This window comes from Mesorhizobium sp. M2A.F.Ca.ET.039.01.1.1 (assembly GCF_003998035.1).
Taxonomy (GTDB): Bacteria; Pseudomonadota; Alphaproteobacteria; order Rhizobiales; family Rhizobiaceae; genus Mesorhizobium.
On sequence record NZ_RZRY01000885.1, the window covers coordinates 1 to 2205 of the forward strand.

Below are 2205 nucleotides of genomic sequence, written 5' to 3' on the forward strand. Positions count from 1 at the left end.
GTCCTGGGATACAAGGACCGACTGGATAAAGGCCGATGCCTCGCTGTTTGCCGACGTCATCAAGGCAAAGGCAGCCGCCTACGCCAAGGAAAAGGGCATCGAGCCCCGCGTTGCAACGAACTGACATCAACCCGCACAGACAGGATCGACCCATGACCGTTGCAGCAACAAGCTTCCTCGAGGTCCAGAATATGGAAGCGCTCTACGGTCAGGCGATCCTTGCTGTGCGCGACGTGTCGCTCAAGGTCGAGCACGGGAAGATCGTTGCCCTGCTCGGCGCCAATGGCGCAGGCAAGACCACAACGCTGAAGGCGGTTTCCAATCTGCTTGGACCGGAGCGCGGCAAGGTCAGCCGCGGCAGCATCCTCTGGCAAGGCGAGCCGGTCAGCGGCCTCTCGGCGTCCCGGCTCGTCGCCAGAGGCGTCGTGCAGGTGCTGGAAGGCCGTCATTGCTTTGCGCAACTGACGGTCGAAGAAAACATCCTCTCCGGCGGGTTCGTCCGTAAGCCAAGCAGGGCAGACCTGCAGCGCGACGTCGAACGGATCTACACGTGGTTTCCTCGCCTCAAGGAGAAGCGCAAGGTCAAGGCCGGCCTGACTTCCGGGGGCGAACAGCAGATGGTGGCCATCGGCCGCGCGTTGATGACCAAGCCGAGCCTTGTGCTGCTGGATGAGCCTTCAATGGGCCTCGCGCCGATCATCGTGCAGGAAATCTTCGAGATCATCCGCGTTCTGAACAGTGAGCAGGGCGTCAGCTTCCTGCTGGCCGAGCAGAACGCCAATCTGGCGCTTCGCTATGCCGATTACGGCTACATCCTCGAAAACGGCCGCGTTGTCCTGTCGGGAACGGCAGAGGAACTGCGAGCCCGTGAAGATGTCCAGGACTTTTACCTGGGCGGTGCCGACCTCGCCAAACCACACTGACCGCCTCGCCCGTGCCGGGTGGGACGGCCAACTTCAGGACAACGCAAAATGACACAGATCGACAGCGCCTGGGGCGCAGGCCCCAGCGCTCGCTATGAGACACTGGCCGAACGTTTCCGGCCGATCTTTGCACAGATCGCTGCCGGCGCGGTCGAGCGCGAGCTTGGCCGCGAACTTCCGGCAGAAGAGATTGCTAGGTTGAAGCAGGCGGGCCTCGGCGCGCTGCGCATACCCGAAGCCGAAGGTGGTTTTGGCGCGACGCTGCCCGAACTCGCCAATATTCTGATCGAACTGTCGGCGGCGGATTCCAACATCACCCAGGCGCTGCGCGGTCATTTTGGATTTGTCGAGGATGTCGTCAACAAGACCGCCGGCGAGAGCCGCAAGCGCTGGGTGGAGCGGATTGCCCGCGGCGAGATCGCTGGCAATGCCTGGACCGAGATCGGCGATGCCAAACAGGATGTCTTCTCGACTCGCATCTCGAACAAGGGTGATAGGCTGGTACTCAACGGCACCAAATACTACACCACCGGCTCGCTGTTCGCCGACTGGATCGATGTCGGCGCGACGGGGCTCGACGGCAAAGGCATCGTGTTGCAGGTGCGCCGCGACGATCCGGGCGTCGATGTCATCGATGACTGGGACGGTTTCGGCCAGACGCTCACGGCCAGCGGCACCACGATCTTCACCGATGCCGCGGTCGACCCGGACGATGTCGTCGTCGACGATGACAAGTTCCGCTATGGTGCCGCCTTCTACCAGCTGGTGCATCTTGCCACCCTTGCCGGCATCGGCCGGGCGATAGCCAACGAGACGGCCGCTGCCGTTGCCGCGCGCAATCGCTCGTACTCCAATGGCGCCGCCCCACGCTCGAGCCAGGATCCGCAGGTACTTCAGGTCGTTGGCCGCATTCGCAGTAACGCCTATGCGGCTGGCGCCATTGTTTTGCAGGTCGCGCAAGCGATCGAACGCGCTTATCAGGCACACTTTGCCGGCGATGCCGATTCCGAGGAGAAGGCCAACGCCATCGCCGAACTCGAGACATCGCAGGCGGTGACGGTCGTCACGGATCTGGTCCTTCAAGCGTCGACGATTATCTTCGATGCGCTGGGCGCATCCTCGACCAGAAAGCCGATCGGCTTCGATCGCCATTGGCGCAATGCCCGTACCCTATCTTCGCACAACCCACGCATCTACAAGGATCGCATCGTCGGCGACTACGCGGTTAATGGCACGCCACCACCCTATCAGTGGCGGATCGGGCGCAGCCCGTCGTAAGACC

At 62.4% G+C, this 2205-nt stretch carries 2 protein-coding genes; both read left to right on the plus strand.

Going from position 1 to position 2205, the window contains the following annotated elements; all coding sequences use genetic code 11:
• The first annotated feature begins 191 nt into the window (after positions 1–191).
• A complete protein-coding gene (locus EOA24_RS35080; RefSeq protein WP_245501925.1) occupies positions 192–923 on the plus strand; it encodes an ABC transporter ATP-binding protein in 732 nt (243 codons plus the stop codon).
• Between the two features lie 48 nt (positions 924–971).
• Positions 972–2201 carry an acyl-CoA dehydrogenase family protein gene (locus EOA24_RS35085; protein ID WP_127410656.1) on the plus strand — a complete coding sequence of 410 codons (1230 nt, stop codon included), beginning with the start codon at positions 972–974 and terminating at the stop codon, positions 2199–2201.
• Positions 2202–2205: the final 4 nt, after the last annotated feature.